The organism is Vibrio sp. 9-16B-A1, from assembly GCF_056726165.1.
Genome location: NZ_JBSDZD010000015.1, coordinates 61,316 through 87,440, shown reverse-complemented (window position 1 = coordinate 87,440; position 26,125 = coordinate 61,316). Strand labels below are relative to the sequence as shown.

The 26,125-nt window shown below is 53.0% G+C and carries 28 protein-coding genes; 14 read left to right on the top strand and 14 right to left on the bottom strand.

Annotation, left to right across the window (positions count from 1 at the left end; translation table 11 throughout):
- The first annotated feature begins 1 nt into the window (after position 1).
- The 5 genes from minD to ACVB80_RS20450 all read left to right on the top strand — a co-directional run bounded on the left by minD (position 2) and on the right by ACVB80_RS20450 (position 2,336).
- Entirely contained in the window at positions 2–814 is an 813-nt protein-coding gene (gene minD, locus ACVB80_RS20470) for a septum site-determining protein MinD (RefSeq protein ID WP_481083143.1), read from the top strand.
- Positions 815–817: 3 nt separating this feature from the next.
- Positions 818–1,081, top strand: a complete 264-nt coding sequence (gene minE, locus ACVB80_RS20465) for a cell division topological specificity factor MinE (protein ID WP_481083142.1) — start codon at positions 818–820, stop codon at positions 1,079–1,081.
- Between the two features lie 191 nt (positions 1,082–1,272).
- A complete protein-coding gene (locus tag ACVB80_RS20460) occupies positions 1,273–1,692 on the top strand; it encodes a hypothetical protein (protein WP_481083141.1) in 420 nt (139 codons plus the stop codon).
- A gap of 97 nt (positions 1,693–1,789) precedes the next feature.
- Positions 1,790–2,044, top strand: a complete 255-nt coding sequence (locus ACVB80_RS20455) for a type II toxin-antitoxin system ParD family antitoxin (protein WP_481083140.1) — start codon at positions 1,790–1,792, stop codon at positions 2,042–2,044.
- Positions 2,025–2,336 (top strand): type II toxin-antitoxin system RelE/ParE family toxin, encoded by a 312-nt coding sequence (locus ACVB80_RS20450; RefSeq protein ID WP_481083139.1) that lies wholly within the window; start codon positions 2,025–2,027, stop codon positions 2,334–2,336. Before ACVB80_RS20455 ends, ACVB80_RS20450 begins: the two co-directional genes overlap by 20 nt.
- Here ACVB80_RS20450 and rnd read toward each other — a convergent pair.
- The 8 genes from rnd to ACVB80_RS20410 all read right to left on the bottom strand — a co-directional run bounded on the left by rnd (position 2,333) and on the right by ACVB80_RS20410 (position 10,193).
- A complete protein-coding gene (gene rnd / locus ACVB80_RS20445; protein WP_481083138.1) occupies positions 2,333–3,454 on the bottom strand; it encodes a ribonuclease D in 1,122 nt (373 codons plus the stop codon). The genes ACVB80_RS20450 and rnd overlap by 4 nt on opposite strands.
- A gap of 97 nt (positions 3,455–3,551) precedes the next feature.
- On the bottom strand, positions 3,552–5,240 hold the full coding sequence (gene fadD / locus ACVB80_RS20440) for a long-chain-fatty-acid--CoA ligase FadD (protein ID WP_481083137.1): 1,689 nt from the start codon (positions 5,238–5,240) through the stop codon (positions 3,552–3,554).
- Positions 5,241–5,322: 82 nt separating this feature from the next.
- On the bottom strand, positions 5,323–6,186 hold the full coding sequence (locus tag ACVB80_RS20435) for an alpha/beta hydrolase (RefSeq protein WP_481083136.1): 864 nt from the start codon (positions 6,184–6,186) through the stop codon (positions 5,323–5,325).
- The gene (locus ACVB80_RS20430) at positions 6,187–6,756 is read right to left on the bottom strand and encodes a Slp family lipoprotein (RefSeq protein WP_481083135.1); all 570 of its coding nucleotides are present in this window, start codon (positions 6,754–6,756) and stop codon (positions 6,187–6,189) included. It lies immediately after the preceding gene.
- 89 nt (positions 6,757–6,845) lie between these two features.
- On the bottom strand, positions 6,846–7,142 hold the full coding sequence (locus ACVB80_RS20425) for a chromosome partitioning protein ParA (RefSeq protein WP_481083134.1): 297 nt from the start codon (positions 7,140–7,142) through the stop codon (positions 6,846–6,848).
- Positions 7,143–7,204: 62 nt separating this feature from the next.
- Positions 7,205–7,894, bottom strand: a complete 690-nt coding sequence (gene tsaB, locus ACVB80_RS20420) for a tRNA (adenosine(37)-N6)-threonylcarbamoyltransferase complex dimerization subunit type 1 TsaB (protein WP_481083133.1) — start codon at positions 7,892–7,894, stop codon at positions 7,205–7,207.
- A 6-nt stretch (positions 7,895–7,900) separates the two neighbouring features.
- Positions 7,901–9,835: a DNA repair helicase YoaA gene (gene yoaA / locus ACVB80_RS20415; RefSeq protein ID WP_481083132.1), complete on the bottom strand. Its 1,935-nt coding sequence runs from the start codon at positions 9,833–9,835 to the stop codon at positions 7,901–7,903.
- A gap of 157 nt (positions 9,836–9,992) precedes the next feature.
- The gene (locus tag ACVB80_RS20410) at positions 9,993–10,193 is read right to left on the bottom strand and encodes a hypothetical protein (protein WP_481083131.1); all 201 of its coding nucleotides are present in this window, start codon (positions 10,191–10,193) and stop codon (positions 9,993–9,995) included.
- 229 nt (positions 10,194–10,422) lie between these two features.
- Here ACVB80_RS20410 and purU point away from each other — a divergent pair, with 229 nt between their 5' ends.
- Both purU and ACVB80_RS20400 read left to right on the top strand, forming a co-directional pair.
- A complete protein-coding gene (gene purU, locus ACVB80_RS20405) occupies positions 10,423–11,256 on the top strand; it encodes a formyltetrahydrofolate deformylase (protein WP_481083130.1) in 834 nt (277 codons plus the stop codon).
- A 128-nt stretch (positions 11,257–11,384) separates the two neighbouring features.
- Positions 11,385–11,987 carry a hypothetical protein gene (locus ACVB80_RS20400; RefSeq protein ID WP_481083129.1) on the top strand — a complete coding sequence of 201 codons (603 nt, stop codon included), beginning with the start codon at positions 11,385–11,387 and terminating at the stop codon, positions 11,985–11,987.
- Positions 11,988–12,003: 16 nt separating this feature from the next.
- Here ACVB80_RS20400 and ACVB80_RS20395 read toward each other — a convergent pair whose 3' ends face one another.
- On the bottom strand, positions 12,004–12,597 hold the full coding sequence (locus ACVB80_RS20395) for a VOC family protein (protein ID WP_481083128.1): 594 nt from the start codon (positions 12,595–12,597) through the stop codon (positions 12,004–12,006).
- Positions 12,598–12,850: 253 nt separating this feature from the next.
- Between ACVB80_RS20395 and ACVB80_RS20390 the strand changes: the two genes are divergently transcribed.
- The gene (locus tag ACVB80_RS20390) at positions 12,851–13,489 is read left to right on the top strand and encodes a TIGR04219 family outer membrane beta-barrel protein (protein WP_481083127.1); all 639 of its coding nucleotides are present in this window, start codon (positions 12,851–12,853) and stop codon (positions 13,487–13,489) included.
- A gap of 268 nt (positions 13,490–13,757) precedes the next feature.
- Positions 13,758–15,491, top strand: a complete 1,734-nt coding sequence (gene argS, locus ACVB80_RS20385) for an arginine--tRNA ligase (protein WP_481083126.1) — start codon at positions 13,758–13,760, stop codon at positions 15,489–15,491.
- Positions 15,492–15,550: 59 nt separating this feature from the next.
- On the opposite strand, the gene ACVB80_RS20380 is transcribed toward argS, so the two are convergent.
- Complete coding sequence (locus ACVB80_RS20380) at positions 15,551–16,948, bottom strand: DUF1254 domain-containing protein (protein WP_481083125.1); 1,398 nt, start codon at positions 16,946–16,948, stop codon at positions 15,551–15,553.
- Between the two features lie 178 nt (positions 16,949–17,126).
- Between ACVB80_RS20380 and ACVB80_RS20375 the strand changes: the two genes are divergently transcribed.
- The 4 genes from ACVB80_RS20375 (at position 17,127) to ACVB80_RS20360 (ending at position 21,717) form a co-directional block, all read left to right on the top strand.
- On the top strand, positions 17,127–18,677 hold the full coding sequence (locus ACVB80_RS20375) for a sulfatase-like hydrolase/transferase (protein ID WP_481083124.1): 1,551 nt from the start codon (positions 17,127–17,129) through the stop codon (positions 18,675–18,677).
- A 201-nt stretch (positions 18,678–18,878) separates the two neighbouring features.
- A complete protein-coding gene (locus ACVB80_RS20370; protein ID WP_481083123.1) occupies positions 18,879–19,625 on the top strand; it encodes a hypothetical protein in 747 nt (248 codons plus the stop codon).
- Between the two features lie 9 nt (positions 19,626–19,634).
- Complete coding sequence (locus tag ACVB80_RS20365) at positions 19,635–20,774, top strand: anaerobic sulfatase maturase (protein ID WP_481083122.1); 1,140 nt, start codon at positions 19,635–19,637, stop codon at positions 20,772–20,774.
- Positions 20,775–20,811: 37 nt separating this feature from the next.
- Positions 20,812–21,717: a LysR family transcriptional regulator gene (locus ACVB80_RS20360; RefSeq protein ID WP_481083121.1), complete on the top strand. Its 906-nt coding sequence runs from the start codon at positions 20,812–20,814 to the stop codon at positions 21,715–21,717.
- Between the two features lie 50 nt (positions 21,718–21,767).
- Here the strand turns inward: ACVB80_RS20360 and lpxM are convergent, their stop codons facing one another.
- Entirely contained in the window at positions 21,768–22,709 is a 942-nt protein-coding gene (gene lpxM / locus ACVB80_RS20355; protein WP_481083120.1) for a lauroyl-Kdo(2)-lipid IV(A) myristoyltransferase, read from the bottom strand.
- Positions 22,710–22,783: 74 nt separating this feature from the next.
- Between lpxM and ACVB80_RS20350 the strand changes: the two genes are divergently transcribed.
- Complete coding sequence (locus ACVB80_RS20350) at positions 22,784–23,212, top strand: HIT domain-containing protein (RefSeq protein ID WP_481083119.1); 429 nt, start codon at positions 22,784–22,786, stop codon at positions 23,210–23,212.
- A gap of 80 nt (positions 23,213–23,292) precedes the next feature.
- Here ACVB80_RS20350 and ACVB80_RS20345 read toward each other — a convergent pair whose 3' ends face one another.
- The 3 genes from ACVB80_RS20345 to ACVB80_RS20335 are packed head-to-tail and all read right to left on the bottom strand — an operon-like array spanning position 23,293 to position 26,020.
- Entirely contained in the window at positions 23,293–23,508 is a 216-nt protein-coding gene (locus ACVB80_RS20345) for a FeoC-like transcriptional regulator (RefSeq protein WP_481083118.1), read from the bottom strand.
- Complete coding sequence (feoB, locus tag ACVB80_RS20340) at positions 23,505–25,781, bottom strand: Fe(2+) transporter permease subunit FeoB (RefSeq protein WP_481083117.1); 2,277 nt, start codon at positions 25,779–25,781, stop codon at positions 23,505–23,507. The genes ACVB80_RS20345 and feoB overlap by 4 nt, the downstream gene beginning before the upstream one ends.
- On the bottom strand, positions 25,778–26,020 hold the full coding sequence (locus ACVB80_RS20335) for a FeoA family protein (RefSeq protein WP_481083116.1): 243 nt from the start codon (positions 26,018–26,020) through the stop codon (positions 25,778–25,780). The genes feoB and ACVB80_RS20335 overlap by 4 nt, the downstream gene beginning before the upstream one ends.
- Positions 26,021–26,125: the final 105 nt, after the last annotated feature.

Here is a 26,125-nt window from a genome sequence, read left to right as displayed (position 1 = left end):
AATGGCACGCATTATTGTTGTTACCTCAGGTAAAGGCGGCGTGGGTAAAACCACCTCCAGTGCTGCAATCGCTGCAGGCCTGGCACTAAAAGGAAAGAAAACCGCAGTCATCGACTTTGATATCGGTCTGCGTAACCTGGATCTGATCATGGGCTGTGAGCGCCGCGTGGTTTACGACTTCGTCAACGTGATTAACGGCGAAGCGAGCCTGAACCAGGCGATGATCAAGGACAAGCGTAACGACAACCTGTTCATCCTGCCTGCGTCACAGACCCGTGACAAAGACGCCCTGACCCGTGAAGGCGTTGAGCGCGTTCTGAATGAGCTGGACGAAATGGGCTTTGAGTTTGTTATCTGTGACTCACCTGCCGGCATCGAGCAGGGCGCACTGATGGCGCTTTACTTTGCAGACGAAGCGATTGTAACCACCAACCCGGAAGTCTCTTCGGTACGTGACTCGGACCGTATCCTGGGCATTCTTGACTCCAAGAGCCGCCGCGCAGAAATGGGCCTTGAGCCGGTTAAACAGCACCTGCTGCTGACCCGCTACAACCCTTCCCGCGTGACTCAGGGCGAAATGCTGAGCGTGGAAGACGTAGAAGAGATCCTGCACATCTCACTGCTGGGCGTGATCCCGGAGAGCCAGTCGGTACTGAACGCCTCGAACAAAGGTGTGCCGGTGATTTTTGATACTGAGTCGGACGCGGGTATGGCGTACAACGACACAGTAGAGCGTCTGTTGGGTGAGAAGGTTGATTTCCGTTTCCTGACCGAGCAGAAGAAAGGTATTTTCCAGCGTCTGTTCGGAGGTTAAGGCATGTCATTACTGGAGTTTTTCCGCCCGCAGAAGAAATCATCCGCCAATGTCGCCAAAGAGCGCCTGCAGATCATCGTTGCTGAGCGCCGCCAGCAGGGCCAGGGCTCACCGGCTTACCTGCCTCAGCTTAAGCAGGACATCCTGGAAGTGCTGAAGAAATACGTTGAAGTTGACCCGGATATGGTTGAGATGTCGCTGGAACAGAGCGACGGCGACCTTTCGGTACTGGAGCTTAACGTTAAGCTGCCGGATGAAGATAAGTAGAAACAGCACCCGCTTCGGCGGGTGTTTGTTTATTTGGGGGGATGGGATACTGGGTACTGGGTACTGGGTACTGGGTACTGGGTACTGGGTACTGGGTACTGGGTACTGGGTACTGGGTACTGGGTACTGGGTACTGAGGCTTTATCACTCTCATCAGCTAACCTGCAACAGGTGATTGACTGGAGGCTGGCTTGTTAAACAAAGCATCAAAACTTGCCCTTACTGCCCTGCTCTGGCTTGTGTCAGGTGCCGGCTTTGCTGAGGAGCCTCAGTTGTTGCGGCATGTTGAGGCGCTCAGCCGGGACCATTATTACGTGCTGATCCCGGATACGGAGTCGCCTTATACCTATGAGGGTTTTATCGGTGGAGAGCACGAGCATCACTTTCATATCCTGGGATTTGAAGGTGAGGATTATGTGATTGTGCTGATGTCGCCGGATGGTAAAGCGCAATACCGGACAGAAGGTGAAGAAATAAAAACTCTGGAGCGGGAAAACGGCACGCTGGCGACTATCAAAGCACGGCAGAGCTGGGTTGAAGTATCGGTCTGGGCCCACCCGGATTCAGAGTACCGGCTGGTGATTAAGAAGCACAGGTTTGAAGAAAACTAAACAGCACAGCGCGGGCACCTGGAGACAACAGCGGATTTGACAGATGTAACACATTGTCTCACTATTGTCCTGCACGACTTTTTCAGGAGCCCGCATTATGAGACGTACCAGCACTGTTACCGTTGGAGAACATTATCAGGATTTTTGCGAATCACTGGTTAAATCAGGCCGCTATGGATCAGTCAGTGATGTAATGCGCGCAGGGCTGAGATTGCTGGAACGACAGGAGCGTGAAGAAGCCCTGACCAAAGCGCTGCACGAAGGACTCAACAGCGGCGTCAGTCCGCACAGTATCGATGATATATTGAATAAGCTGAAAGGCAGTGATGAGTGTGACGGGCAGAAAGTATAAACTCAGCACACTGGCTGAGCAGGATCTGATCAATATATACCACTATGGTGCCAATAAATTCGGTGCGCTTCGCGCCGAATCTTACTTTCTCGAACTCAAGGCCAAAATTGAACTCCTGGCCGAAAATCCCTCCATCACCAACCGTTTCTATACTGACCTTACCGGTCATCACTTCTCAGTTGCCGTATGCGGCGGGCACCTTATTTACTTCAAAACCGCCGATTGGGGAATACTGGTTGTCCGGATCCTCAGCCAAAGAATGGACCCGGATAACCAGATTTATCACAGTTAGCGGATAAGCTTATCCAGCTTGTCGCCCAGCAGTGCTTTACGCCAGCCCTGCATCAGGTCAGGCAGTTTGGCCGGGTCACGGTCTTTACGCCATACCCAGGTGATCAGCTGGTTGAGCTGCTTTTTCGAGGCAAGGAACTCGGTCGCCAGGCCTGAGCTCTGGGAGACTTTCTTCACTTCATCTTTGAGCACTTTGAACAGCTGCTTGTAACCCGGGGCATCCATCAGACGTTCAATTGGCTCCGGCCACTCTTCTGCCGGGATCTGTCGGGCCTGCTTCACCAGGGCAACGATACGCTGACCATGGCGGCGCACAGCGCGCGGGTCAAACTCTTTTTCCTGCTCCATTTCACGCACGCTGGTCAGGCCGTAACGGGCGATGGTCCACAGGTGCTGCTCGCGGAACACAAAGTTCAGCGCCAGATCGCGCTTAAGCGCTTCTTTCATGCGCCACTCTGCCAGCACTTTCAGGGTATTCAGCTGCTGAGGTTTCAGCTGCCAGCCACCTTTGATGTCCAGGTAGGCACGCTCAGGGTGATATTCCGGCACCCGCTTGGTCACGATAAGGTCAGACTCCTGCTGCGCTGCTTCCAGCCAGCCTGCCTGCTGAATTTTCTCTGCCAGCTGCTGGTAGATAGGCTCCAGGTAGTGGACGTCTGCTGCTGCGTATTCCAGCTGCTTGTCGGTCAGCGGACGCGCCAGCCAGTCGGTGCGGGCTTCGCTCTTGTCCAGCTCAACGCCCACGTACTCCTGTACCAGGGCTGCAAAACCGGTCGACAGGCCATGACCCAAAAATGCTGCCATGATCTGGGTATCAATCATCGGTACCGGCATTGCACCAAAGGAGTGATGGAATACTTCCAGGTCTTCACCACAGGCGTGCAGCACTTTCAGTACCGCGGTGTCTTTCAGCAGACCGGTGAAGGCGCTCATGTCCTCAATTACCGTCGGATCGATTAGCGAGAGGCGCTCGCCGTCAAACAGCTGAATAAGGCCCAGCTGAGGATAAAACGTGCGGGTACGGACAAACTCGGTATCGAGCATCACGGTGTCAGTCTGACGGGCAAGCTGACAGACTTGTTCCAGCTCTGCGGTAGTGGTGATAATGGTGTAATTCACAAGCGTCTCTGCGGTTGATTGTTCGGTGATAACAAGCAAAAAAAATGCCGGTTATGATAACCGGCATTCTAGCACTGTTACACGTTAATCGCGAAGATTAGCTGTGCGCGGCGCGTTTGGCGTCTGCCTCTTCGCGCAGAGCGCGGCGCAGGATCTTACCTACATTGGTCTTTGGCAGCTCTTCACGGAACTCGACCACTTTCGGTACCTTGTAACCGGTCATGTGCTCGCGACAATGAGCGATCAGCTCTTCTTTGGTCAGGCTCGGGTCACGCTTAACCACGCACACCTTCACCACTTCACCGGACACTTCATGCGGTTCACCGATTGCTGCGACTTCCAGCACTTTGCCGTGCAGCGCCACTACCTCTTCAATCTCGTTCGGGTACACGTTGAAACCCGATACTAGGATCATGTCTTTCTTGCGGTCAACGATATGCAGGAAGCCCTGATCGTCAAAGCGAACGATGTCACCGGTCGACAGCCAGCCGTCCTCGTCCATCACTTCTTTGGTCGCTTCCGGACGCTGCCAGTAACCCTGCATCACCTGCGGGCCGCGAACCTGAAGCTCACCCACCTGGTCCATTGGCAGTTCGTTACCTTCGTCATCCACCAGACGCACTTCGGTAGATGGCACCGGCAGGCCGATAGCGCCTGTGTATTCGGTTGAATCATGCGGGTTTGCCGCTACCAGAGGCGAACACTCGGTCAGGCCGTAGCCTTCGAGCAGGAAGCCACCGGTGATCTCTTTCCACTTGTTGGCAACGGCTTCCTGAACCGCCATACCACCGCCTACGGCGATGTGCAGATCAGAGAAGTCCAGCTCTTTGAAATCTTCGTTATTTACCAGGGCGTTGAACAGTGTGTTTACACCGGTGATCGCGGTAAACGGATACTTCTGCAGCTCTTTAATAAAGCCAGGAATATCACGCGGGTTGGTGATCATCAGGTTCTGGCCACCCATTTCGATAAACAGCAGACAGTTCACCGTCAGGGCAAAAATGTGATACAGCGGCAGCGCCGTCACTACCAGCTCACGCCCTTCAGACAGTACCGCACCATAAGCGCCTTTGGCCTGCATCACGTTGGCAATCATGTTGCGGTGAGTCAGCACCGCACCTTTGGCAACGCCGGTAGTACCACCGGTGTATTGCAGCAACGCGATGTCATCGCCGCTCATAAACGGTTTCACGTATTGCAGGCGGCGGCCTTTACGCAGCGCCTTGCGGAATGAAATCGCGTTTGGCAGATCGTACTTTGGCACCATGCCTTTCACGTACTTCACCACAAAGTCAACGATGGTACCTTTGGCGCGTGGCAGCATCTGACCCAGACTGGTCAGTACCACGTGCTTAACCGGGGTACGGTCTACCACCTGCTCCAGGGTGTTGGCGAAGTTAGAAACGATCACGATCGCTTTGGCGTCGGCATCACACAGCTGGTGCTCCAGCTCACGCGGGGTGTACAGCGGGTTAACGTTGACCGCGATCATACCCGCACGCAGTACACCAAACAGGGCAATCGGATATTGCAGCAGGTTTGGCATCATGATCGCCACGCGATCACCTTTTTTCAGCTTAAGATCGTTTTGCAGGTAAGCGGCAAAGGCGCGGCTGCGCTCTTCCAGCTTACGGAAAGTCATCACCGAGCCCATATTCATAAAGGCTGGCTGATCGGCAAATTTGTGAACTGACTGTTCAAACATTTCCACCAGGGACGGGTAAGCGTCCGGGTTGATGGTAGCAGGTACGTCGCTTGGGTAGCGGGACAGCCATACTTTATCCACGAATAAACTCCTTATTATGGGGGCGCTGGGTCTATCTAATCAGGGTATTAGACCACAGCCACGGTGCCTGAGCACGTAACTCTCAAACACTTGTTTCAATTTTGTTAACTAAATCGACAATCACTGCCTGCACCTGGAGTAAAGACTCTAAATGACAGTAGTGTCCGCCCGGAACATACACAACATGTTCAAATTGCTGACTTTGCTTAATAAGCACGGAATAGCCCTGACTGCCGAGGATCACCCGGTGCGGACAGTGAATATCGCCACTCAGGGTATCGGCCTGCTCCAGGGTCATACGATACAGTGAATCACATTTGAGTCTGCTGTCGTGACGCCAGCGCCAGCCCTCAAGAACCTTGTCATAGCGGGTGTCGCGGGCAACCACAGGGGCAATAAGTGCCGCAGGCAGGGAAGTCACGGAAGCTCTCAAACGAAGCGCTTCATCAAAACTGCCAAGAGAGCGCTGCGGTTTCTGGCTCAGGCGGATACGGCTTTGAATGCCTTTTCTCAGGCGGATTGTTGCCTGGTCTGGTGGCTCTGCCAGTGGCCCGGCACCTTCTATCTGTACCAGTCCTGCCACCTGTTCACCAAACGCTGCACTATAGCAAGAAGCGATCAATGCACCAAGTGAATGCCCCACCAGCACCGGTTTGTTTGGTGATAAAACACGCAAAAGGCGGTGAAGATCGTAGATATAGTCGTGAAACGGGTAGTAATTCCCGGGGCCTTTGTGGGCTGATAACCCATGGCCAGGCAGATCCAGTGCCACCAGATGCCAGCCAGGGAATCGCTGATGCAGGCTGTACATCATACGGTGAAAACTGGCGCTGTTATCCAGCCAGCCGTGCAAAAATACCAGGGTATGCTCTGCCCTCTCCTGACTGCCGAGCTCTGTGGTGGCCAGGGTCAGGTCATCCCCCAGCCGGTAGCGGCATTCGCGCACTTATTTCACTTCCTTGATCACCCGGCCGCGGCTCGGGCCGATTTGCAGCGAAGTACAGTGAATACCGTGACAGGTATCGAGATAGGTTTCGGTGCGGTCCACTGCTACCCACTCTTCGATGCGCCACAGGTAGTAACCATAGGCGTCCATTTTGGGCATGGTGTATTCGGCTTCGCCAACCAGTCCCGGTTCGCTGCCGGAGGCGGTGCCCACTACGGTTACCAGCCGGCCTGGTGCCCAGCTTACCGGGTCAAGAAAGCCATCGATGTAAACCACGAAGCGTCCGTTTGGCTCCTGGTCAAGGTCCGGTCTGCCGGCACTGTCTATCGGCATGTTGACCAGCTCAAGGCGGGTTTTGGTTTTCAGATTAGTGACTGACGCAATAACACCGCCGAGGCGCACATCCTGCTGGTATGTATCAGTCTGGGAAGACCAGCTGGCATAGTCAGTCAGCGGGTTTTCGCTGTTGGCGTTAAGCTGCTCAGGAAGTGAAGCACAACCGGCCAGAGCAAGGGCTGTCATCAGCGGTAAAAACGAACGTAAGGTAATAACTGAACGGATTAGTGACATCGGGATCTCCGGCGTGACTTTGAGTTTGTCTCAATTATATCAGGGAATTAAGACGAAAAAGCGGGCAGGTTGTAAGAGAATCTGACCTGTCAGATATAGATATCGACACCAAGAAGCTGAGCCAGTTCCTCGCGGCGGGCCTGGTTCATCACGTCCATATACTCTTCCATGGCTTTTCGGCCACGGCCTTCAGGCAGGTCGTACTGGATACGGGAATCGTGGAGCTGGGATTCATCGAGGTGACGGATGGTCTGGGCCACCGCATTGGCAACCTTACTCGGCTGGCCGACCGGCTCTTTTCCCTGGTCTTTTTTGACCCGGGATTTGTTTTTGGCCTTGCTGGTCTGGCCTATTCTCGCAGGGGGCAGCCCCTGAATCGATACCATGTATGCTCCGTTATCCGGTGAAGGCTTGTCCGGCTGAAAAAGACCTCACCGTTATTTACTAATTACTCGCGGCCTGGCAGTTTCTTCCACGCGACTTTATCGCGCAGGTAAACCGGGCTCGCTTCTTCGGCGCTGACGGCATTGTCCAGCTCAAACTGAGCCAGGTACGCCATATCCTGCGCCTCCGGGTACAGCACTTCACCTTCCGAACGGCTTAGTGACAATGCTGACAGGGCCTCTTCGTAAGCAGCCCATCCCGTACCGGCGGTCGTCCAGGTTTTTTCATCCCCCGCCACCACTTCGGCCAGTGCCGCTGGCGGAATGACACATTCCGGCTCAACTGCCTGCCAGGTGCCATTTTCCTGGCGGCTGAAACGGCCCCAGTAAACTTCGTCCATACGTGCGTCGATCGCCACCGCGGCCTCTGTTGCACCGTGCAGACGGTAGCTGGCCTGCGCCATGGCTTCCAGGGTCGATACGCCAATCATCGGCAGATCTGCGCCGTATGCTAATCCTTGTGCAATTCCGATGCCAATACGTACACCAGTAAAGCTGCCCGGCCCGCGGCCAAATGCCAGCGCATCCACATCCGCAAGGGCAATGCCCGCTTCAGCCAGCACTTCATCCACCATCGGCAGCACCAGTTTGGTGTGGTCACGCGGCGCTACCTGGCTGCGGCTGTACAGTTGTCCATCAATCAGCAGGGCAACAGAGCAGTTCTCTGTTGCGGTATCTAAAGCAAGAATTTTCATTCGGAGTCAGATCTCGGTTTGTTCAGTTTGTTGAGCGCAGCGGAGGAAATCACTCACCCGCTCCAGGTCTCTTGTTCTTGGTATCGGCGGCAGACTTTGTAAAAACACTGCCCCGTAATCCCGGGTTACCAGCCGGTTATCGCAGATGATCAGCGCACCTTTATCCATTTTGTCACGGATAAGGCGACCCACGCCCTGCTTCAGGGTGATCACCGCGTCAGGCAGCTGAACCTGGGCAAAAGGTTCGCCGCCGCTGAGTCGGCAGTCTTCAATCCGCGCTTTGAGCAAAGGGTCATCAGGCGCGGTGAAAGGCAATTTGTCGATAATAACACAGCTGAGCGCATCGCCTCTAACGTCGATGCCTTCCCAAAAGGCGCCGGTTGCCACCAGCAGCGCGTTACCCAGCTCCATAAACTCGGCCAGCAGTTTCTGTTTGCTGGTCTCCCCCTGCATCAGCACGGGGATGGAAAGCTGGTCACGAAAGCGCTCTGCAAGGTCGCGCATCATAGCGTGAGAGGTACACAAAAAGAAACAGCGGCCGTTATTTTGTTCAATAAGTGGCCCGAGCATCTTAGCCAGCCTGTCCGCCATACCCGGACTGTTGGGTTCAGGCAGATAGCGCGGCACACACAACCGGGCCTGATTTTGGTAGTCAAACGGACTTGGCAGGGAAAACTGCTGTTTGGGTGTCAGGCCAAGGCGATGGGTAAAGTGACCAAAATCATCCTGCACCGCCAGTGTTGCAGAGGTAAAGATCCACGCGCCCTGCTTTTGGGTGATCTGCTCATGAAACTTGTCCGCTACCGACAGCGGTGTGATGTGCAGGGCAAAGTGACGAGGCGTACACTCATACCAGTAGGAGTAGCCGGTGATGTCCACATCGCACACCCGGTCGATGCGGGCTTTAATCGCATTGGCGCGTTCAAATGCAGTATCGAGCAGCTGACTGCGGCCAAGTGCGACTTTGAGTACGTCTATCGCAAGCTCAAGGGTATCCTGCAGACGAACCATCTCGCGGGTAATCGACGGTGAACGAAGCGCTTCACGCCAGTTGCCGCGAAAACCCGGCTCACCGAGCACGATGCGCAGGTCCATCGCTGCTGACACCAGCCGGTCAGCCACTTTCTGCAGCTGAGCCATGTCTTTGGCTTCGGTACGATAGCCAATTTCAATGTCCTTGCTCAGCTCCTGGATCTGACGGCTGGAGACCGATGAGCCAAAATACTGACTGGCAATATCCGGCAGCTGGTGCGCTTCATCGAAGATGAACACATCCCCCTCAGGGATCAGCTCGCCAAAGCCGGTCTCTTTGATCGCAAGGTCAGCCAGAAACAGGTGGTGGTTGACTACCACCACGTCCGAGTCCATGGCTTTTTTGCGCGCTTTGAGCACAAAGCAGTCCTGATAGCTGGGGCAGTCTTTGCCGAGGCAGTTATCGTTACTGGAAGTGATCGTCGGAATCACCATGCTGTCTTCGGCCAAATCGTCACATTCGCCGAGATCACCGGTTTTGGTTTCCGATGCCCAGCTGCGGACTTTGACCAGCTGGCTGAGCAGAGTCGGGTCGGCGTGCACGCCATGGCTTTCCACCATCTGGCGGCTGAGACGGTCCAGACACAGGTAATTGGCCCGCCCTTTCAGCAGCGCCACCTGGCCATGAAAACCCAGCGCATTGACCATCAGCGGTAGATCGCGGTGAAACAGCTGCTCCTGGAGGTTTTTAGAGCCGGTACTGATGATGGTTTTTTTGCCGCTCAGCAGCGCCGGGACCAGATAAGCAAATGTCTTACCGGTACCCGTTCCCGCTTCCACCACCAGCTGAGATTCATGTTTGATCGCATCCGCGACCGCTTCAGCCATATCGAGCTGAGCCTGACGCGGCTGAAATCCGGAAATTGCTTTACCCAGCGCACCCTGCGCCGAGAAGGTTTTGGCGATCATAGTCATGAAATCAAAATATAAACGGGCTGGAATTATGGCAGGTTTTGCCGGGGGTTACCATTTCGCGCTGTGGCCGGGTTTAGTGACAGAACGGAGAGTAAGCCATGCACCGCCGGGCTCACACCGGCGGCTGGCACAAAAGTTAACAGGCTCAGTATTAACGGTTACGGTGCAGATAGCGTTCCAGCCACGCAGGGCCTTCGAAATGATCCTCGTTCATCAGGGCTTTGGCTGCTTCCGCCGGAGTGGCGCGACTTTCCCACAGCTGACTCAGCTGGGCTTCATCGATTTCGTGATCTCCCATCAATTCACTCACACGTTCTGCGTACAATCTGCGGGCTAACAGGTCTTTGTCCATAAGCATCACCTTAGGTCTAATCAGTTCAGAAATCTTCAGCGGGCCCGGTATAAGGATGCTGAACCCGTTGAAACCAACTCCAATATAGTTTAATTATAGCTGTTGAAATGCGCGTCAGCGCCCGTTTCAACCGTTATAAAGCCCATCTGAGTCGCAAAGATATTTATTTATCTGATAAAAGAAATAAGCAGTCATTGAGCTGCATATATAACAAGGAAGTAGTAGGTAAATGGAAAAGAAAACCCTGTTAACCCATTGCAATGATGCGCCGGGTCTTATCGCTAAGATCACCAACATCTGTTACAAACACCAGCTGAATATCATCCACAATAACGAATACGTGGATAACTCCAGCGGTCACTTTTTTATGCGTACCGAGCTGGAAGGTTACTTTAATGATCATACCCTGCTGGCCGACCTGGACCAGGCCCTGCCTGAAGGTGCCAAACGCCGCCTGATCGACTCTTCACGCAAGCGAGTGGTGATTCTGGTGACCAAAGAAGCCCACTGTCTGGGCGATATTCTGATGAAGAACTTCGACGGCAGCCTGGACGTAGAGATCGCCGCGGTAGTCGGTAACTACGACATTCTCCAGGACCTGACCGAGAAATTCGGTATTCCGTACCACTGCGTATCCCACGAAGGGCTGAGCCGCGAAGAACACGAAGCGAAAATGCTGGAAGCCATTGATCAGTATGACGCAGACTATCTGGTACTGGCCAAATACATGCGCGTACTGACCGCTGGTTTTGTGGAAAAATATCACCACCGTATCATCAACATTCACCACAGCTTCCTGCCTGCATTTATCGGTGCCAAGCCATACCAGCAGGCGTTTGACCGCGGGGTGAAAATCATCGGTGCTACCGCCCACTTTGTCACCAACGATCTGGACGAAGGCCCAATCATCAAGCAGGACGTAATTCCGGTCGACCATAACTTCAGCGCCACCGATATGGCCCAGGCCGGTCGTGACGTTGAAAAGAACGTACTGAGCAAGGCACTGAACAAGGTCGTTAATGACCATGTGTTTGTTTATGGGAACAAGACCGTCATTCTGTAAGCTGATATAAAAACCCAAAAGGGAGCCGTGGCTCCCTTTTTCATGCCCGCAGGCACTGCTCTGAGTGGTATCCGAGATGAATACCCTCTACATTTAACCCAACTTAAACCCCTTACCGGAGTAACCCTTTGCGAGCTATCGGATTTTTTATGCTGCTTATCTCCTGTCTGGCGGCAGCCCAACAAGAGCAGCCGAAGACACCACAGGAAACCGGGCAGGCGCTGGTCAATATTAATATGAGCCTTGAGCTGGATGGTATTGAGCGCTCGATTAATCACACCAGCGAATCACTGCTCGCAGTGGCAGATTCACTCAACGCTGTCGCCAACAATGCCGGCCTGACACCTGAGCAACAGACCAAGCTGGAAAGCACGGTCGACAGTGTCAATCAGCTGATTGCCGTTACTCAGCAGTCACTGGAGAGCCTGCCTCAGAACATCGAAACTTCCGCACAGGCGCTGAACCGGACCGGTCAGGACTTTATGCGCGATCTGGAATTTAAGATCCTGCTGTTTCTGTGCCTGTCACTGCTGGCGGTGCTGGGCACCCTGGTGGGGATCTACTGGTTTATTCTGCGCCCGGTGCAGCAGGCGACGGTAAAAGTCACCACCAACCTTTCTTCGGTAACCTCGGCGATCAAAACCTCAGCCCAGGCACTGGAAAACTGCTCGGTTCATCAGAAAGAAATTCAGCTGCTGCTGGAGGAGAAACAAAAACAGTTGCAGGGATAAAAATCCCTGCAACGTATTACTCTCCGCGTTCTGAAGCGACGATCGCTTTCAGGGAGTGAGGGTGGAGTTTGATACACACCCCATCCAGTTTAAACGCCGCGGTCGGGTTGTTCAGGCGCTCGCCCTCCCCTTTCGGGCTGGAGAGTTTGACTTTCACTTCCGGGTGCGCCACCAGCGCGTCTTCAAGTCCGGTAAAACGCTGCTTCAGCTCAGCAAAAAACGCTTCTGCGCTTTGCGCCTGTGACGGGATAACAAACTCCACGTGCTCCCAGCTCTGCTGAGGGTACAGCTTGCCCTCAGCCGGATACGGCAGCTCCAGGCATTCAATGCTCCAGTCTCCGGCATCAAGCGGCTTATCAAACTCAATCACAATGATCGGTCTGCCGTTGATCTGCGCACGCGAGATCTCGTTACCATGTTCCAGCCAGGCCTGATGGGCAGCTTCTGCCAGCTCCTGGCTGTTGATACGCAGCGCCAGGTGATCGGCCTGAAATGAAGAGAGCTCCAGCCCGAGCTTTTGCGCCAGCGAGCAAATCTGGCCGATAAATTCCGGCAGGCTGGCCTGCATTTGTGATGGCAGGAGACCGGCCTGCTCAAGTTGGCTTTTCATCTGACTTTCCTTTGTTTGTTTTTTTGTGCCCGGATGGTATCAAAGCCATAAGGCGCAGTACCAGCACCACTTAAAAACAAAAACACGAATCAGTAAAGCGGGTTCTATTCAGGCTGAAATTCATCAGATGGCACATCATTAATGGTTTGACATAAGATTTTATAATTTCCTGACATTTCCCGGACTTTACCCAAAGTGAGCACTGTTATATTGCACGCCGTTTTTTTAATCATTCCAATTTGAGATTACTGCCATGTCTTTCAAGAAAACCCTGCTGGTTACCAGCCTGTCCCTTGCTACCCTAAGCCCGTTTGCAGCCCAGGCGGCGCCGGGTGATACCTTTGAAATTAAAGGTGGATACGATTACTGGGTTGGTAATCCAAAAGCGAACGACATCGATGCCGGTGAAAGCCAGGCACAGCACTCTTACTACGTAGGCTTTGAGCACTTCCTGCCGCTGATCCCGAACGCGAAAATCCGTTCTACTGACGTGAAATCAAACAAGCTGGACATGTCTTACCGTCAGGCAGACTACATCGCCTACTACCGCCTGCTTGACAGTGACCTGATCGGCCTGGACTTTGGTCTGAACATGCAGCACTTCACCGGTGTAAAAGACAACACCTGGCAGCCAGCGCTGTACGGTGACGTGGAGTTCACTATCCCGGCGACACCGGTAACCCTGTACTCAACCATCACGACCAGCAACTTCGACGGCACCAAGACTTTCGACGGTGAAGCCGGCGCGAAATGGACCATCGGTATGGGTCCTCTGGATCTGGGCCTGAAAGCGGGCTACCGCATCATGGACAACAAGTTCAAAGACAATGCTGACAAAGAACTGAACGTTCGCATGGACGGCTACTACTTTGGCGCTGAACTGAAGTTCTGATCTGGTAAACTCCGATCTCTCAAAAGTCAAAAAGACGGCCCTCTCCCGGCCGTCTTTTTCTGTTCACACTCTGCGTAAACCCGCCTTTACTGCCCAAACTCACCAGAATTTATTAATTCTTCGATAAAAAGTTTTCCACCGACTACTCGCCACGGAGGAAAATTGATATGATTACCTCCATTTTTGTGAACTAAAACAGACAAGAGTTTCTCTGCCTTTTGATTATCAGAGAGAAACAGAGCAATTCTCAGAATTGAAGGAAACGCGTGTGAATATCCAAGCACTAATTAATGACAAAGTATCGAAGGCTCTGGAAGCCGCTGGCGCACCTGCAGGCAGTCCTGCGGCAGTACGCCAATCTGCAAAACCTCAGTTTGGTGACTACCAGGCCAACGGCGTGATGGGTGTAGCCAAAAAGCTGGGCACCAATCCCCGAGAGTTTGCACAAAAAGTGCTGGATGTTCTGGATCTGGACGGTATCGCAAGCAAAACTGAAATCGCAGGCCCTGGCTTTATCAACATCTTCCTGAGCGAAGAGTTCCTGGCCAAGCAGGCGGAAGCGGCACTGGCTGACGAGCGCCTGGGCGTTGCAGCTGAAGAAACCAAAACCATCGTTGCAGACTACTCTGCGCCAAACGTGGCAAAAGAGATGCACGTTGGTCACCTTCGCTCAACCATCATCGGTGACGCAGTAGTACGCACCCTGGAGTTCCTGGGCCACAAAGTTATCCGCGCTAACCACATCGGTGACTGGGGTACCCAGTTCGGTATGCTGATCGCAAACCTTGAGCGTGTTCAGGAAGAGTCTGGCGAGATCTCAATGGAGCTTTCTGACCTGGAAGCTTTCTACCGCGAATCCAAGAAACTGTACGACGAAGACGAAGCTTTCGCAGCAAAAGCACGTAACTACGTGGTGAAACTGCAGGGTGGTGACGAGTACTGTGCTGAAATGTGGAAGAAACTGGTTGATGTAACCATGATCCAGAACCAGCGTAACTACGACCGTCTGAACGTTTCCCTGACCCGCGACGACGTAATGGGCGAAAGCATGTACAACCACATGCTCCCTGGCATCGTTGCTGACCTGAACGAAAAAGGTCTGGCGGTTGAAGATGACGGCGCTCAGGTTGTGTTCCTGGACGAGTACAAAAACAAAGACGGCGAGCCTATGGGTGTAATCATCCAAAAGCGTGACGGCGGCTTCCTGTACACCACGACCGACATCGCGTGTGCCAAATACCGCTACGAAGAGCTGGGCGCAGACCGCGTACTGTACTTCATCGACTCACGTCAGCACCAGCACCTGATGCAGGCATGGAGCATCGTTCGCAAAGCGGGTTACGTGCCGGAAGAAGTGCCTCTTGAGCACCACGCATTCGGTATGATGCTGGGCAAAGACGGCCGTCCGTTCAAGACCCGTGCCGGTGGTACCGTTCGTCTGGCTGACCTGCTGGATGAAGCTGAAGAGCGTGCCGGTAAGCTGATCGAATCGAAAAACCCTGAGCTGGCAGCCGACGAGAAAGCTAACATCGCGACTACCGTTGCGATGGCAGCAGTGAAGTACGCGGACCTTTCCAAGCACCGTACCACTGACTACATCTTCGACTGGGACAACATGCTGGCGTTTGAAGGCAACACTGCACCATACATGCAGTACGCTTACACCCGTGTTGCTTCTGTATTTGCCAAAGCAGGCGTGTCTATGGACAACCTGGAAGGTGAAATCCAGATCACCGAAGAGAAAGAGAAAGCACTGATCGCCAAGCTGATGCAGTTTGAAGAAGCCGTACTGGGCGTTGCCCGTGAAGGTCAGCCACACCTGATGTGTGCTTACCTGTTTGAGCTGGCTGGCCAGTTCTCAAGCTTCTACGAAGCCTGCCCAATCCTGGTGGCTGAAAGCGAAGCCGTTAAGCAAAGCCGCCTGAAACTGGCTGCGCTGACTGCGAAGACCATCAAACAGGGTCTGTCTCTGCTGGGTATCGATACCCTTGAGCGCATGTAAGGCTCACTGATAACTGAAAGCCCCGCGATTGCGGGGCTTTTTTGTATTTGATGCTTGACTCAGTTCAGGATCCGCTCCACCTGCGGCAGCGGATAGCTGTTGTTCAGCACCGCTTTGGTTGGTTCATACAAACGCATGTGCAGGTAGAAATCATCTTCCGGTGCCGGCAGCCAGTTACAGCCCTCTTCAGAAGGTTTTTCATGCTGAATGCAGACCGTCAGGGTGCCGTCTGAATTGTATTTGAGCTCATCCGGACGGTTGGTTGAAACTGAGTAACGATCAATTTCATTTTCAACCATATACAGATCTTTGGCGTCATACATGGTCAGGGACCAGAACGCTTCTGCCGGAGCATCAGCAGGCATGGTCATCCGGTATTTATGACCGCCGGTTAGTTGCATGCCTTTTGAATCGGTATAGCGGTTTGGATAGAGCGCGCGCTCAGGCACATTCAGGCCGGCAGCCCGCAGGTTGATACTGGCCCGGCTCAGATAGTCGTGACCGTAACGGCCGCCTTCATACATCATCGACCAGCCGTTGTTGGTGGTACCGACACTTCGCCCCGCATACTGGACAATCTTCTGAGCGGCAGGCAGCGCACGCAGCAGACCACGTTTTTGCGCTTCACTCAAAGTATCCGGGTTAAATGGCTTCTCACCACCGATACCGATGTAACCGAACTGATCGATGATCGCCTGATCTTCAGCCAGCGGGTTCTTGCGCAGTTCGCGGTCGATCAGGGCATACCACTCCAGCCCCTCGGGTTTTGCCATCGGCGGAATACGGCCTGTCGATTTGGCCAGTTCTACCGGGCCATGCTCTTTGCCCAGTTCAGCCACCGGATAACTGATAAAGCCGTCATGTACCTTAAGCGCTTTATCCATGTCTTGTTCACCCGCAACACCGGTACGGTGAATCAGCCAGGCCATCGACGTTCTCGACTCAATGATCCCCGCTATACCTTCCGGGACTTCGCCTTTCCAGCCTTTTTTCACCAGCAGGAACTTGCCTCCTTTCTTGCCAGCGTTTTTGTTGTGCAGGTCCATGATCGAGTCAGAGTAGGCATCCAGCAGCTGAACGATATAGTAGCGCTCATCCGTTTGAGGGATTTCCAGTACCATCGGACCAGCCTTGTCCAGGTCATAGTGCGCCTGTGAATAGAGGGTATCGTTATTCACCGTAGGCACGATGCGATCCTGTGGCCCCGAAAGTACCCGGGTCTTGCCCATCTGGTTCAGTGGCGCCATCGCATTGTCCATTGGCGCATCCACAGACGTGGTTGTCTGCCGCACAGCAGCAACGGTCAGCGGGCCGGTTCCATAAATTAATGCCTGGACGCCAAGATTATACGCCAGCTCTTCTTCCGGATTGATCTGAGCGGTCTGGCTGGCAGATGCCAGCACAGGTACAGCCCCCATCGAGGCACATACCAGAGTAGTCAGCAGCTTCTTTTTCATGACAAACCTTTTGTTATTGGTCAGAGACCAGTAAGGGTAAGGGGTCTGCTGCCTAAATTGGGTAATAGCGAAAATCAGAAAATCCAATAGACCTGTATTGGAAAAGCTAATAACCGCTATTTATCTATTTCACCCGGGCTTTCTTTATGCTGGCAGCTTCCAATAACGGAGAAATTCAATGAAAAGTCCTGTCCGATTTGTAAAAAGCGCAGTCGCTCTGTCCATAGCGGCTTCTGCTTCTATGGCCGCCTCACCTGCTCTGGCCAAAGCCCCGAACATCGTCACCATCATGCTTGATGACGTAGCCCCGATGGATATTTCCGCCTATCACCGTGGCCTGGGCGCGATCAAAACGCCGAACATTGACCGCATCGCACAGCGCGGTGTGATGGTCAGTGACTACTATGCCCAAAGCAGCTCAACCGCCGGCCGCGCGGCCTTTATTACCGGTCAGTACCCGTTCCGTTCCGGACTGACCGGTGTTGGCCAGCCGGGCTCTAAGCTGGGTCTGAAAAAAGAGACCCCGACGCTGGCCGAGCTGCTGAAGAAAAAAGGCTACGCGACGGTGCACGTTGGCAAGTCTCACCTTGGCGATAACAACAGCCACCTGCCTACCGTGCACGGTTTTGATGAGTACTACGGTTTCCTCTACCACCTGAACGTAATGGAAATGCCGGAACAACCGGAGTTTCCAAAAGATCCAAACTTCACCGGTATTCCGCGTAACGTGATCCATTCGGTTGCAACTGACAGGTTTGATAAAACTGAAGACCCCCGCTTTGGTGTGGTCGGCAAACAGAAGATCACCGACAAAGGCGCGCTGGGCAAAGAGCGCATGAAACAGATCGATGAGGAGTTCCTGGACTTCGCCACCGACTGGCTCGACGATCACGAAACTAAAAGTGATGACCAGCCTTACTTTATGTGGTTTAACCCGTCGCGGATGCACACCATTACCCACGTACGCAAAGAGTACGAAGGGGCCAGCCAGACCTCGACTTACTACGATGCGCTTAAAGAGCTCGACGATCAGGTCGGTGTACTGCTTGATAAACTGGAATCTCTCGGCGAGCTGGACAACACCATTATCCTGTTTACCTCAGATAATGGTGTAAACACTGATCACTGGCCGGATGCGGGCGCAGCCTCTTTCCGCGGCCAGAAAGGCACCACCTGGGACGGCGGATTCCGCGTACCTATGCTGGCAAGCTGGCCTGAAAAGTTCCCTCAGGGGACTTACGTGGACGGCATGATGTCGGCGGAAGACTGGCTGCCTACCCTGATGGCCGCAACCGGTGACACGGACGTTAAAGAGAAACTGCTGAAAGGCGAGAAGATCGAAGGGGTTAAGCGTGTCGCGCACCTGGATGGCTATAACCAAATGGATATGCTGGCCAACGGCGGCGAGAGCAACCGTCACGAGTTCTTCTTCTACAACGAAACCAGTCTGAACGCCGTACGCGTCAACCAGTGGAAAGTGCACCTGAAGACCAAAACCACCTGGACCGAGCCAGCCAAACAGTGGCCGTTTGGCGTACTGGTCAACATCAAAGCCGACCCGTATGAGCGCTCTCCGGATACTCACGGCTGGTATCACTGGATGAAGCAGAAATCCTGGGTTCTGCCTGAGTTCTATCAGGCGATCGGCAAGTACCAGCAGTCACTGAAAGCCTACCCGCCGGTTCAAAAAGGCACCGGAGTTGGCATGGGTAACGACACCATCGACTGATCTGCAGGCACAAAGCGCCGCCCACGGGTGGCGCTGTCAGCAAAACCAATATTGGCTGTTACCTCTTTTTATCCGCGAACTGAGTACTCTGTCTGAAACAGAGAAAAGGTGAAAGCATGGATAAAAAGTATCAGGTCTGAAAAACAATAATCTCAATCAGGCCTGCTGTAGTACCGGCCATCAGCATAATAAGACTAATCCATGAAATACATCGTTTACCTTACTGCTCTTTGCTCATTTGGCCTTGCAGCTGAAGAAGTCCAGGACATGTCGGATCCCCTGTCGGTTTACACCCAGGTTGGCTCGGGCATTACCGGTAAAGGCCTGAACCTGAAAATCGGCCATGCTTATGACACCAGAAATCCTGAAACTGCAGCGATGAATATCGTCGAAATCAAAGGTTTTCTGGGCAGTCAGACTGGCTGGGATGAGCCGCGTGATGACAGCGTGGACAGCCTGCGCTTTCGCAATTTCAGCGCTAACCTGACCAATGGCCGGGGCACTCAAATTGATGTCCAGTATGACCTTAACTCTGAGTCAGGCAGCGCATCCTACAGCCTGATTCAGGCGCTTCCCAAAATGGGGCCGTTCACGCTGTTTCCTCTTGCCGGAGCGGGCGTCGCCTTTCAAAACGGAATGGATGAAAATGGCGTCCGAAACCAGGGCTATGAGTTCCCCGGCACGTTCGCAGTCGCAGGTACCTACAGCAAACTGGCACTGAATGACAAACTGTGGCTGAACTACAACCCGATGTGGTTTACCACCCTGTCAGGCAGTGAAAACTATGTTGAGTCTGCAATGGAAAACAGCAGCAGCGTACTGAAGCATGAAATTGCCCTGTCGTATCAGTTCAACCCACGTTTCAACATGCGTTATTTCTCAAACTGGTCACAAAACCAAAGCTTCACGGACGGAGAGCATCGTATCGAATTTAACTATCAGTTATAGGGTCTCTTTATGTCAAATTGTCTGCCGTACAGCCTGTTTATTAAGCCCGTTGGCGGCAGCTGCAATTTAGATTGCAGCTACTGCTACTACATCAACCAGAATACCAGCCAGAAAATGACGCTGGATACACTGAGATCCACCATTACCGACCATATCAGTTCGCAACCAGCACATACTCCCCAGGTCGATTTTATCTGGCATGGCGGGGAGCCGATGATGCGTGGGCTTAAGTTTTACCAACATGCCATCGCAGAACAAAAGCGCTATGCGGGTAAGAAGGCGATCGTCAATACCATGCAGACCAATGGCACGCTGATCACTGAAAACTGGGCTCGGTTCTTTGCACGGCATAAGTTTATGGTTGGTGTCAGCATTGACGGACCAGAGCTCATTCACAACATAGGCCGGATCGATACCCGCGGAGAGTCGACGTTTGAACGCACCATGAAGGGAATGGCGCTGCTTAAAGAGTACAAAGTGGAGTTCAACACCCTGACTGTGATCAACAACTGCTCTTATCACCGTGGAAAAGAGATCTACCGCTTCCTCAAAGAGAATGGCAGCGGCTATATGCAGTTCCAGCCGTGCATCGACCATGAACTGGACCGACGCTCTGAATACGACTGGTCACTCAGTGGCAAACAATGGGGGCGGTTCCTCTGTGATGTGTTCGATGAGTGGCGCAAAGCCGATATCACAAAAGTGTATGTACAGTTCTTTGAGAACTGCCTGATGGTGCTGATGGATTACCCGGGCCAGATGTGTCACCACGCCCCGACCTGTGGCCAGCAGCTGATGATGGAAGCCAATGGCGAAGTCTACAGCTGTGACCATTTTGGGTATCAGACCCATTCACTGGGTAAAACCTGTAACAGTTCGCTGAAATCACTGGTCAACAGTGATCGCCAGCGCCAGTTTGGTGAAATGAAACAGAGTACGCTGAGCTCACAGTGTCAGACCTGCGATTTTCTGCCTATGTGTCAGGGGGGCTGCCCTAAAAACCGCACCCTGAAAACAGAGCAGGATGAACCGCTGAATCAGCTGTGCGAGGGATACCAGATCTTCTTCCGTCATGCCCTTCCGCACATGCTGCGGATGGTTGATTCGATGAAAAACGGCTACTCACCTCAGTATTATGAGCTGTTTTGAATTAGACTGACCTCAGTCAGAATAAACGAAGCAAATCATGAACAAAGACTATAACCTGCTGCGGCTGCTGCTGGTATTGCACAATACCCGCCAGACAGTCGCGGCCGCCAAAGAGCTCAACGTCAGCCAGCCCACGGTCAGTATGATGCTGAAAAAACTGAGGGAGCAGTTTGGCGATGAGCTGTTTGTGCGCAGCAAAAACCAGCTTGAACCTACGCCCAAATGCTCCGAACTGGCCGGGAAAATCCCTGCGCTGCTCGATCAGCTTGACGGTTTGTATACCGATCAGGCTCAGTGGGACATCAGCCGGATGCAGGGAGAAATAACCCTGATTTTCCCGTCAGCCCTGATGGCCCCTGTCGCCGCCCCTCTGCTTGCCCGCTTAAGCAAACAGGCACCGGCGCTGACAGTTAACTGCCATCCGTGGGAGCCGGGCAGCCTGACAAAACTGGAACACAGCCGCGGCTGCTGGGGTGTCAGCTATCTGCCAATGGAAACCAACAAAAATGTGGTGCAAAAACCACTGGCAGATGATCGCTTTATGCTGGTTACCCGCAAAGACCACCCTCTCAAAACGCTGACGCTGGACAATGTTTTAAAGTATCCTTTATCCGTAACCGTTATCCCCGGTTATATAGAGGCATCCAAAGTCGAAATGCTGATAAGGAAATACCGGCTGGATAAAAACGTCAGCGTCCGCTGCAGTGATACCAGTATGATGATGGAGCTGATCCGCCAGAGCGACACTATTGGCGTGACATCACGCCGCAATGCCCCGCTGTTGCCACCATCACTTAAAAGCCACCCGCTTCCCGACGAGCTCTATCAGGAGACATTTCGCAGGCAGAGTGCATTCTGCTGCCATCTCAGAGACAGAAACAGCCCGTTCACCCAGTGGCTGTATCAGCAAATTGGTGAGATCATGGAAACCAGCGAAAGCTGAAAAAAAACGCCCCGACAAAGCGGGGCGTAATCATATATTCACATCGGGGCTTAATAGAGTTCCGTACCATCCGGGCGGGTACGCAACAGGTTCAGGATCCACATATACTGCTCCGGCCGGTCACGCAGCAGCTCTTCGAGCGCCTGATTCATCATTCGCGCGTCCTGCTCTTCATCACCGGTCGGGAACCCCTCCAGCGCTGGCAGAATAAACAGCTCAAACTTGCCTTTCTCTGAGTTGTAAGCCGGGATCATTGGCACCACTTTGGCGCGGCTCAGGCGTGCCATCTTGCCGAAGCCTTTCAGGGTCGCTTTCTCTGTGCCAAAGAAAGGCACGAACACGGAATTTTCTGCACCGTGGTCTTCATCCGGCAGATAGTAAGCCATGTAGCCATCTTTGATTGAACGGATATAAGGTTTAATGCCAGCGTGACGCGGCACAATACGGCCACCGTAGCGCATACGCTGCACGTTCATCAGCCAGTCACCGATCGGGTTCTTCTGCGGGCGGATCATGATCACTACATCATGACCGTAAGAAGAGAAGTACATTCCGGTGTAATCAATCGCCCAGCAGTGCGGCACCAGAGCGATCACTTTCTCGCCTTTTTCCAGCAGGGGAAACAGGTGCTCACCACCAAAGACCTCACCGCGGTTCTGATTGTATTTTTTGCTGCGTACCGTCAGCTCGGCATAACCAAGGAAGAACTGCGCCGCAACTTCATACATTTTTTCCAACAGTTGCTGACGTTCTTCAGCACTCTTCTCTGGGAAACAGAGCTCGATGTTTTTACGTGCCCGGCGAAGTGCCCCTGACTCCCGCTTTGAAAAAAACTTCGACAGCCAGGCGGCAAACTTATCCCGCGGGCGATACGGCACAAAGGCCAGCAGCAGGGCAAAACCGATGCCCAGCCAGGTCGGCCAGTATTTGGGATGCAGGAAAGACCACTGAAAAGTGGGGTTATATAAATGCTTTTCGATATTGTCGCTCATAGGGCCACATTTTTCTGTTCGCTATGGCGCGATATGGTATAACAAAGCCTGTGTAAAACAAACTGTCGTAAGTTATGGAATTTTCACTACATCCTCAGCTGGAAAAGGACACCAGCCTGATCGGCGAGTTTCCGCTCTGCCTTGCCCTGCTGCATAAAGACAGCGCGGTGCCATGGGTTATCCTGGTACCGAAAGAAGCCGGTCTGACCGAGCTGCATCAGCTGCCAATGAAAAAGCAGCAGCAGTTTTTAACCGAATCACAGGCCGTCTCTCACGCGCTTGAGCGCTGCTGGCAACCGGACAAGCTTAACCTTGGCATGCTGGGCAATATTGTCTCTCAGCTGCACATCCACCATATTGCCCGCTTTAAGGATGACGTGGCCTGGCCAGGTCCGGTATGGGGCAACACCCCGGGCGAGCAGCGCAGCAAAAACGCTCAGGCTGACATGGTATCGGTACTGAAGACCGAACTGAGCAAGTTTCCGGAATTTACCCCGGCCTGACAGCCTGCTGAAGATATAATTAATGGAATTGATATAAAAAGAGCGCTGACATTTCAGCGCTCTTTTTATTTCCTCAGGTTTTACCCCAGGTGTACCGTCAGGCCAATCTCATTGTCGCCCAGCCAGTGGTAACGCACCTGGTTACCATGCACCTGGCGCGATACCCTGCCCTTACGGATCCAGACCGCCAGCATGGCATCCACCCCATCCGGGCTGATGGCAAATTTTTTGCTCAGCGCCTGCTGGCTGACAGTATTGTTCGCTTTGAGGTACTCACCCAGTTCAGACAGGATCATTGCAATACCACTGCCTGAGGTGCTGCCCGGCGGCCGCTTTTTTTCATCATCACCGCTGTGGTCACAAACAGTCCCACGACCAGGATGATACACACCCCGGCATAAGCCGGATTATCAGCAAAGTGCGTCACCTGGTAGTACAGGGTGGCGCTGCCGTACGCCAGGCCCATGGTCCAGCTGGCAATAAACACCGCAAACTTATTACCAAACTCACGTACATACGCGCCCATCGCAGCCACACACGGGGTGTAAAGCAGAATAAAGATAAGATACGCAAACGCCGCGTTGCCGGTAACAAAGTGCGCTTTAAGGTTACCAAAGATACTGGCATCCACTTCCTGATCATCGGCGACTGCCTGGGCATCACTCAGGTCACCGACATCGATGCCCAGTGGATCGCTGTAAGACAGGCCCAACAGATTTTCAGGAATGGTCATCACCGCCTCTTCAAGGCTTGCTTTCAGGTCGTATTCTGCCGCTTCCTCTTCACCAGCTGATGTGGTGTACAGGCTGTTCAGGGTACCCACTACCGCTTCTTTGGCGAAAATACCGGTGATAATACCCACCGTTGCCGGCCAGTTATCCTGCCGGATACCGATTGGCTCAAACACCGGAGTGACGACCTGTGCCGCTTTGGACAGTACCGATTTTTCGCTGTTTTCATTACCAAAGCTGCCGTCAGTACCCAGAGAGTTAAAGAAACTCAGCACCGTCACCACGATAACAATGGTTTTACCCGCACCCAGCACAAAACGCTTAAGCTTTTGCCAGGTCTTAAGGAAGACGTTTTGCAGTGTTGGCAGTTCGTAAACCGGGATCTCCATCAACAGGCTTTCGCTTGAACCCGGGTACAGAGTGCGTTTCAGCAACAGGCCGGTCAACACAGCAGCGACAATACCCAACAGGTAAAGGACAAATACCACATTCTGACCTGCGCCCGGGAAGAAGGCTGCAGCGAACAGGGCATACACCGGCAGGCGCGCACCACAGGACATAAAAGGTGCCATAGCAGCTGCCAGTTTACGCTCACGCTCCTGATCCAGGGTTCGGGTTGCCATAATTGACGGCACGTTACAGCCAAAGCCCAGTACCAGCGGAACAAATGCTTTACCCGGCAGGCCGATCTTCTGCATTACTTTATCCAGCACGAATGCCGCACGGGCCATATAGCCCGAGCTTTCAAGCAGGGAAAGGAACAGGTACAGGCAGGCGATCACAGGAATAAAGGTTGCAACGGTCTGGATACCGCCACCAAGACCATCTGCCAGCAGAGTTACCATCCATACAGGAAGCACATCGTCCAGCAGGTAATGACCACCATCGACCAGCAACGCTCCGACACCAATATCAAAGAAGTCGATAAACGCGCTGCCGATGTTGATCGAAAACATAAACATCAGGTACATCACAAAGAAGAAGAACGGAATACCGATCCACTTGTTCAGAATGATGTTATCGGCTTTCTCAGTGAAGCTGTGGCTTAACCTGCCTTCGTCACGACGAACCCGCTTACAAAGGTTGTGAAGCCAGGTGAACTTAACATCTGCCACGTGCAGATCGATGTCGGTTTCCAGTTGAGCAATGCAGCGGCTGACCAGCTCACGCTGCTCAGGTGTCAGGCTGTTTACCACCAGTGCATCGTCTTCCAGCGCGCGCACAGCAAGGGCACGGCTTTGCTCGGGCTGACTTTCCCACAGTGGTTTCAGCTCATTCAGGGCCATTTCAAAACCGGCAGAATACTCCAGCTTAAACTCCTGATTGATTACGCCCTGAACCAGCATTTTATGCAGCCTTCCCTTGAACTCCGCCATTTGCTCTTTGTCATTGGCAGACAACGCAAATACCGGGCAGCCAAGGCTCTGCTCCAGTTTACGCAGATCAATTTTCTGACGCTGTTGGGCAAGCGAGTCCATTTTATTCAGCACCAGGATCATTGGACGGCCAAGTTCACGCAGCTGAAGCGTAGTATAGAGGCTTCGTTCCAGGCTGGTGGCATCGACCACATTGATGATCAGGTCTGCCGGATACGAGAGTGCCGCGCGGGAGGCAATAGACTCATCAATGCTGTTAGCGTCATTACCACTGTCGAGAGAGTAAATCCCTGGCAGGTCAGTCAGCTCAAAACGGTCGCCAGCGTGTTCATAAAATCCGGTTTTCTTCTCAACGGTGACACCCGCCCAGTTACCTACGTGCTGCTTTGCACCGGTCAGGGCGTTAAAGAAAGTGGTTTTACCGCTGTTTGGGTTACCTATGGTCAGTAGCTGATAGTTCATGACTGGCACTCCAGTTCAATCTGGCTGGCTACCTGATCACGGATAGCAACAGACACACCACGGACCATTACCTGAAGAGGATCGCCCAGAGGAGCTCTGCGAATAACACGGACTTCAGTTTTAGGCAGGACACCCATTACCATCATTTTTTTCCGGGTTTCTCTGTCCAGTCCGGACATATCGGTGATTAGTCCGCTTTCACCATCTTTAAGCTGTGACAGCGTTTTTGCGTTTGGCATACACTTAACTCAATTACAAATGAGAAGAATTATTATTAATGATATCTTACAATTTTGCTCTTTGTATTGCGCCATGTCAATTCCGCGTATTTTTTACCAGGTGCT